Source organism: Klebsiella sp. YJ (assembly GCF_002108615.1).
In the GTDB taxonomy this organism is placed as follows: Bacteria; Pseudomonadota; Gammaproteobacteria; order Enterobacterales; family Enterobacteriaceae; genus Klebsiella; species Klebsiella planticola.
Genome location: NZ_MTEG01000068.1, coordinates 1 through 6,498, shown reverse-complemented (window position 1 = coordinate 6,498; position 6,498 = coordinate 1). Strand labels below are relative to the sequence as shown.

At 49.6% G+C, this 6,498-nt stretch carries 5 protein-coding genes and 1 pseudogene; 4 read left to right on the top strand and 2 right to left on the bottom strand.

Features of this window, described 5'->3' with window-relative positions:
• Positions 1 to 172: 172 nt before the first annotated feature.
• Both BV390_RS29770 and BV390_RS32040 read left to right on the top strand, forming a co-directional pair.
• Positions 173 to 1,724 (top strand): annotated as a pseudogene (locus tag BV390_RS29770) (ISL3 family transposase).
• Between the two features lie 60 nt (positions 1,725 to 1,784).
• Positions 1,785 to 2,009: a helix-turn-helix domain-containing protein gene (locus BV390_RS32040; RefSeq protein ID WP_281492800.1), complete on the top strand. Its 225-nt coding sequence runs from the start codon at positions 1,785 to 1,787 to the stop codon at positions 2,007 to 2,009.
• Between the two features lie 34 nt (positions 2,010 to 2,043).
• Here BV390_RS32040 and BV390_RS29760 read toward each other — a convergent pair whose 3' ends face one another.
• Positions 2,044 to 2,442, bottom strand: coding sequence for a PACE efflux transporter (locus BV390_RS29760; protein ID WP_225622121.1), 399 nt, complete (start codon positions 2,440 to 2,442; stop codon positions 2,044 to 2,046).
• A 116-nt stretch (positions 2,443 to 2,558) separates the two neighbouring features.
• Positions 2,559 to 3,278 (bottom strand): GntR family transcriptional regulator, encoded by a 720-nt coding sequence (locus BV390_RS29755; protein ID WP_064760475.1) that lies wholly within the window; start codon positions 3,276 to 3,278, stop codon positions 2,559 to 2,561.
• Positions 3,279 to 3,446: 168 nt separating this feature from the next.
• On the opposite strand from BV390_RS29755, the gene BV390_RS29750 reads away from it, so the two are divergent.
• Both BV390_RS29750 and BV390_RS29745 read left to right on the top strand, forming a co-directional pair.
• Positions 3,447 to 4,775 (top strand): 6-phospho-alpha-glucosidase, encoded by a 1,329-nt coding sequence (locus tag BV390_RS29750; RefSeq protein ID WP_206098739.1) that lies wholly within the window; start codon positions 3,447 to 3,449, stop codon positions 4,773 to 4,775.
• Between the two features lie 51 nt (positions 4,776 to 4,826).
• A complete protein-coding gene (locus tag BV390_RS29745; protein ID WP_004098811.1) occupies positions 4,827 to 6,383 on the top strand; it encodes an alpha-glucoside-specific PTS transporter subunit IIBC in 1,557 nt (518 codons plus the stop codon).
• The last annotated feature ends 115 nt before the right edge of the window (positions 6,384 to 6,498 follow it).

Below are 6,498 nucleotides of genomic sequence, written 5' to 3'. Positions count from 1 at the left end.
CTCGGAGGGGGGGCACTATTTCCGTTCTCCAAACAGTCCCTTGGATGCGCTAGCAGGCGGGCTGAAATGGCGTAACGGAAATTTCGGCGGTTCCGGCGTAGAACCCCTTCTTCAGGTTTATCGTGGACACCAAACCGGTCAACGATGGTGCGGGTGGCAAACCTGCCGACAAATTACTGGTGCTGATGGAATAACCCTCCATCTCCGCGCCACGCGCAAAACGGCATCATGTCCTGAGTGCCTCGCGCGCAGTAATTCTGTTCATAGTTGCCGGCGGCGACGAATACAGCATCTTCCATGCTCAGGCCAGGCTCTTTGGTTAGTCTTCGTCATCCGGCACTGGTACTGCCGTAACCCATCCTGTTCACGTAAAATTTTTGCTGAATCGCTTGCTCCCTTTGCAGGTCCGCAGCAGCAGTCTTCTGCATTGCTGAAAAATCTGCAGCATCAGCTGGGGCTTATCGCAGGTGGTGAAGCAGGGAGACGAGCTGAAGTAGCTTCAGGAATACAGATTAGCGCGGATACTTTACTACGCAGAGTGGTTCAGGCTCCGGAACAAACAGAAAACCGGACTAGGCATGTCGGTATTGACGAGTGGGCATGGCATCGGGGCCACAGGTACGGCACACTGATCGTAAATCTTGATACCCATCGCCCCCTGGTGCTGCTTCCAGGCCGGGAGCAACGTACTCTGGCTGCATGGTTCAAAAAATACCCGGAGATACAGGTCGTCTCACGCGATCGCGGGGGGATCTATGCGTTAGCTGCCCGCGATGGTGCTCCGCAGGCAATACAGGTGGCCGATCGCTGGCATCTGCTGAAGAATATTGGTGATGCGCTGGAGCGCATGATGTACAGACACATGCCATTGATACGACTGGTGGCGACCGAGTTATCCCCCAAAGAACAGAACGCTGAAGCGTCTCTGGTGCCAACTTCAACGTTACGACGCCCTGAACGTATTAAACGAGAGCGGCGTGACAAACGCTATCAGCGCTGGGATGAGGTAGACTCTCTTTATAAAAAGGGTTGTGGGATAAGAGAAATATCACGTATCACCGGGCTGTCCCGGGTGACGGTTCGTCGGTGGATACAGTCAAAAGCGTTCCCTGAAATATCAACTAAGCCACCCAGACCCGGGCTACTTGATCCATGGCAGGAGTGGCTGGAAGAACAACGGATAAACGGTAACCATAATGCCGGGCAGCTATGGCGGGAGATGGTAAATGTTGGCTTCACCGGGAGTGAAATGACGGTCAGAGATGCTGTGGCTAAGTGGCGTAAGCCGGTTAACAGTCCCGTTATCGCTCCAGTCCGACTCCCCTTAGCATCCAGGGTAAGCCGCTGGTTAATGCCCTGGCGAATGATCAGGGGGGAAGAAAACTATGCATCCCGCTTCATCGAATCAATGTGCCAGAAAGAACCGCAACTGAAAATGGCGCAACAGCTGTCGCTCGACATTCTATCGAATGTTGAAAACGAAGAATAAATCGCAGTTAAATCAATGGTTCTCTGACGTCAGTCAAAGTGGGCTCATTGACCTTCAGCGTGTTGCGGCCGGTATGGAAGCGGATGCAACAGCAATACACGAAGCGATAAGCAGCAGATGGAGTAATGGCGTTGTGGAAGGCCATGTAAACCGCCTAAAAATGCTGAAACGGCAGATGTACGGTCGAGCTGGCTTCGAGTTACTGCGACGACGGGTCATGAGCCCTCTGGCTTAAACAACTCCACCCAAGTTGCGGAAGACCCAGTTTTGCACCGTTGGTAACACCGATCATCTGGTGATTGAAGCGGAGCACTTAGATCTTCCTCGTCAGGGAGATTATAAACAAAGCTTACGTAAAATCCGTGAAGAGTCTGAGCGAGACGCGCTGATCGCCGTCCTTGAAGAAAATAAGGGACAAGTATCGGCCGCGGCCAAAGAGCTCGGTGTGTCACGTGCGACCATGTATCGGCTATTGAACAAACACAACTTGATCCCCTCGCCGCGTACCTTCCGTCAGTAAATCTTTGTACCCGTGATATTAAGGGCTGGCAGACTCAGTCCTTCTGGGATTGCGCATTTGGGATCGGAAACAGATAATCGTACAGCCAGTTATAAACGAACGCATACACCAGATAAAATAGGACTAGCCCGATATCCATACTGAGTGCTTGCCAAAAGCTCATCGACAGCCACCACATAATAAACGGGATGGTCGCAACCAGCAGACCGGCTTCAAAGATCACCGCATGCAGCAGACGCAGCGGTAAGGTTTTGAGCACTGAGCCCCGCCAAGCCAACATCGCTTTATCAAAGCCAATGTTGTAGACATAATTCCAAAGGGTGGCAAGCACAGAAAAAATCGCGCCCATGATCCCAAGATGGCCGATGCATGCTCCAAGGATCCAATTGAGCCCCAAGACCACCAAGATTAAGCCCGTTAGTTCAAAACCGATAGCGTGGCGTCATCTATCTGCTTTTGTTCACATCAGATATCCCGTCGAAATAAGGTAACCCGGTCAGACTACACCTCATACTCAACAACGCAACCGAGACGTCTCGAGGAAACAGATCATTGTGGTGTTTGGCGGTGAGCGATGAATTCAAAGCTGTACTGATATAAGCGGAAGTAGTTCACTGTATATTCAAACGGTGTCCCATCGACAAGCTCACTGACTGATTCGACCCTTAATATGGGCGAATTTTCACGGGTGTTGAGGAGCGCGGCGAGTGAGGTGGAGGTGCTATCTGGCCAGACACATTGGCGACTTTTCGCGATCTGCATCCCCTTATGTCGCTCGATATAATCGTATTTCGATGTTTGCATCACTTCGATACTGAGATCGGTAAACATAGCCACCGGCAGGTAGGTGCACTCAAGGATTTCTGGCTCGCCATCAATCAAACGAAGACGTTGGATTTCATAAATCAACGTCCCTTCCTCCACGTTTAATTTACTGGCAATGGTGTGGCTGCAAGGTGACGTTTCAAATGCGATCACCTTTGAGCTTGGCGTTTTGCCTTGTGCTGAGACTTCTTCGATAAATCCCATCAGTTGAAAGGCGTTGTGCTGTGCTTTAGGGGCTTTTACGTAACTGCCACTACCTCTGACGCGGTAGAGCAGATCGTTATCAACCAACACCTTCATCGCCTTACGTATCGTGACTCGGCTGACGTCATAGGTGGCTTGTAGCTCGGCCTCAGTTGGCATCATCGCGCCTGGTGTCAGGGTTCCATCTTTAATCTGCTCAGTGAGTAAATCGGCTATTTGCATGTAGCGAGGTTTCAACATGTCGGCTCCTTTTGGCTGCAAGCCCCATCATAACAAACTGTGATCGATAATACATTTAAAGTACATAAATAGATTCCCATTGTGTTTTCGATCAATAAATGAGCCTTTGTGTATATTTAAAGTATCACCTATGTAATACATTAAAGATACATATTAAGAGGAGACACGATGATGAAACCACAAAAGCTCACTATCGTCGGGGGTGGAAGCACCTATACACTGGGGATGATCAATAGCTTGATTGCTGAAAAAGAGGCATTTCCGCTCAGCAAAATCACCTTCTATGATATTGATGAACAAAGACAAGCCTCGAATGCCAAAGCGACGGAGATCTTGCTGCGCGAGGCTTATCCTGAGGTCGAAGAGTTTGTTTATACCACGGATAAAGAAACGGCATTCTCAGATGCAGATTTCTTCTTTATTCAGATCCGCACTGGTGGCCTTGCCATGCGGGAGCTTGATGAGCAGATCCCATTGTTTTACGGTTGTGTGGGACAAGAAACGTGCGGCGCGGGTGGCATGGCGTATGGGCTACGCTCGATAGGTGACATGATTACTCTCGTGAATGACATTCGTCACTTCGCCCCGGATGCCTGGATTTTAAACTATACAAACCCAGCAGCCATTGTGGCTGAAGCCTTGCAGCGCGAATTTCCTCATGACAACCGCATTCTAAACATCTGCGATATGCCTGCCGCCATTATGGTGAGTTATGCACAATTACTCGGTTGCGAGATCTGGGATTTGGTGCCGGAATACTTTGGACTGAACCACTTTGGGTGGTTTACCAAGGTACGAAACCGAGAAGGGGTCGACCTTACCGCTGAGCTTAAACGCATCATTTTGGAAGAGGGGATCAGTGCTGTTGACCCAGAAATTGCTGATGACCCTTCATGGCAGGCAACGTTTAAAAACATGCAGACCATGCTGAAAGACAATCCTGAGTACTTACCCAATACTTATCTGCAGTACTACTTGTATCCGGAAAAAATGGTAGAAAAAGAAGATATTGCTAACACGCGTGCGCGCCAAGTAATCAATGGACGAGAAAAGCGAGTGTTTAGCCTGAATGAACGCATCATTGCCGCGGGCACTACCGCTAATGAACATCTTCATGCAGACATCCATGGGCGCTATATGGTGCGTGTAGCGGCCTCCTTGGCCTATAACCGTGGCGAGACGTATCTGGTTATCGTACCGAATGATGGCGCGATCCCAAATATTCAGAATGATGCCATGGTGGAAGTGCCGGCCGCGTTAACCAATGACGGCCCGAAACGCTTTGCGGTCGGAACCATCCCTACGTTCCAAAAAGCACTGATCGAAGGCCAACTCGGCTACGAAAAGCTGGTCGTGGATGCATGGTTTAGCGGGGATCGACAAACACTGGTCAATGCGCTCACGCTCAACCGAACCGTTGTGGATGTGCCAAAAGCGCAACAAATCGTCGATGAGCTTTTACGTGTTAACGGCGACTATCTACCTCAATTTCATTAATAATATGATGCCCCAGAGACCATCTGGGGCCAAAATCTGGGAGGGATCATCATGAAAGATATTATCCAGCGCTTTGGCGCAGCAATGTTTGTCCCTGTGCTCCTCTTTCCTGCAGCCGGTATGTTATTAGGCTTATCGGTGATGCTACTCAACCAAGATCTCTTTCCTTGGGCAGTGGAAGGTAGTGCATGGGTAAAAGTGTCAACTATCCTTCTCCAAGCCTCGTTGGCGGTGTTTAAAAATATGGCCTTGGTGTTTGCGGTAGGGTTACCGATAGCACTAGCAAAATCTGCATCCGGGCGCGCAGTGCTTGCAACACTGGTGTCATACATCACCTTTAATTATGTGATTGGTGGCATTTTACAGTTCTGGGGACCTGAGCTTGGGGTGAACTATGTGGAGGGTGAGCGTGGGCTTACTGATGTGGGCGGTATACTTACTTTGGATACTAACCTATTGGGCGCCATCGTAATTGCTAGCCTCTCCGTTTGGGTTCACAACCGTTTCTTCGACAAAAAACTGCCAAACTGGGCGGCAGTGTTTGGTGGCACACCTTTGGTGGTTATTGTGAGTTTTCCGATCATAGTACTCATGGCGATCATCACCTGTTTTACTTGGCCAAGTATTCAGCACGGCATTAATAATCTACAAACCTTTTTAGTCGGTGCGGGTTCATTCGGGGTGTGGATGTTCACTTTCCTTGAGCGGATTATGATCCCAACGGGGCTGCATCACTTTGTCTATGGCCCCGTATTCTATGGACCTGTAGCGGTGGATGGCGGCACAGTGGCTCATTGGATTCAAAATATCCAAAACTTTGCCAGCAATCCAGCCCCCTTAACCGAGCAATTCCCACAAGGTGGCTTGATGTTGACTGGGATGGGGAAAGTCTTTGGTTGTACGGGTATTGCTATGGCGCTTTACGCAACCGCGAAGCCAGAAAACAAGAAAATGGTGCTCGGCTTGGTGCTTGGTGCGGCATTGACGGCCATTCTTACTGGGATCACCGAGCCTATTGAGTTTACCTTCCTGTTTATCGCACCGGCATTATTTGCGCTCCACGCGGTATTGGCGGCAACCATGGCAACCATTGCCTATTGGTTTGGTGTCTCAGGTAACTTCCAGACTGGGCTTATCGACTTTATTTTTCAAAATTGGCTACCGCTAGGCAGCTTGCATGGCGACACATATATTGTGCAAGTGCTCATCGGCCTGAGTTTCACCGCTATCTACTTTGTGGTGTTCCGCGCGCTGATTGTGAAATTTGATATCCCCACGCCCGGCCGGGGCAGCGCAGAGGCGAAGCTTTATACCAAAGCCGACTATAAGGGGGCACAACAAAACGATTCATCGAGCGGTGTGATTGATGGCGGGCAAGCGAGTGCGTTTATTGAAGGACTGGGTGGCAAAGACAACATAGCATTGCTCACCAATTGTGCCACGCGGTTACGTATCAAGGTACATGAGCCAGAAAAAGTAGCGGAAACGCAATATTTTCAAGAGCATGGTGCAGTAAACATGGTACGTAATGGTGATAGCTTTCAAATTATTGTCGGCTTAACCGTACCGCAGGTTCGCGAAGAAATGACGCAATTGATACGGGCATAGGTTTTGCGGGCACTGTTGCAAATAGTCGGTGGTGATAAACTTATCATCCCCTTTTGCTGATGGAGCTGCACATGAACCCATTCAAAGGCCGGCATTTTCAGCGTGACATCATTCT

What these genes read in the sequence shown, in the direction of transcription:
- BV390_RS29755 (WP_064760475.1), bottom strand. Translation starts at nt 3,278, where the DNA reads ATGTTGAAACCTCGCTACATGCAAATAGCCGATTTACTCACTGAGCAG.
- BV390_RS29750 (WP_206098739.1), top strand. Translation starts at nt 3,447, where the DNA reads ATGATGAAACCACAAAAGCTCACTATCGTCGGGGGTGGAAGCACCTAT.
- BV390_RS29745 (WP_004098811.1), top strand. Translation starts at nt 4,827, where the DNA reads ATGAAAGATATTATCCAGCGCTTTGGCGCAGCAATGTTTGTCCCTGTG.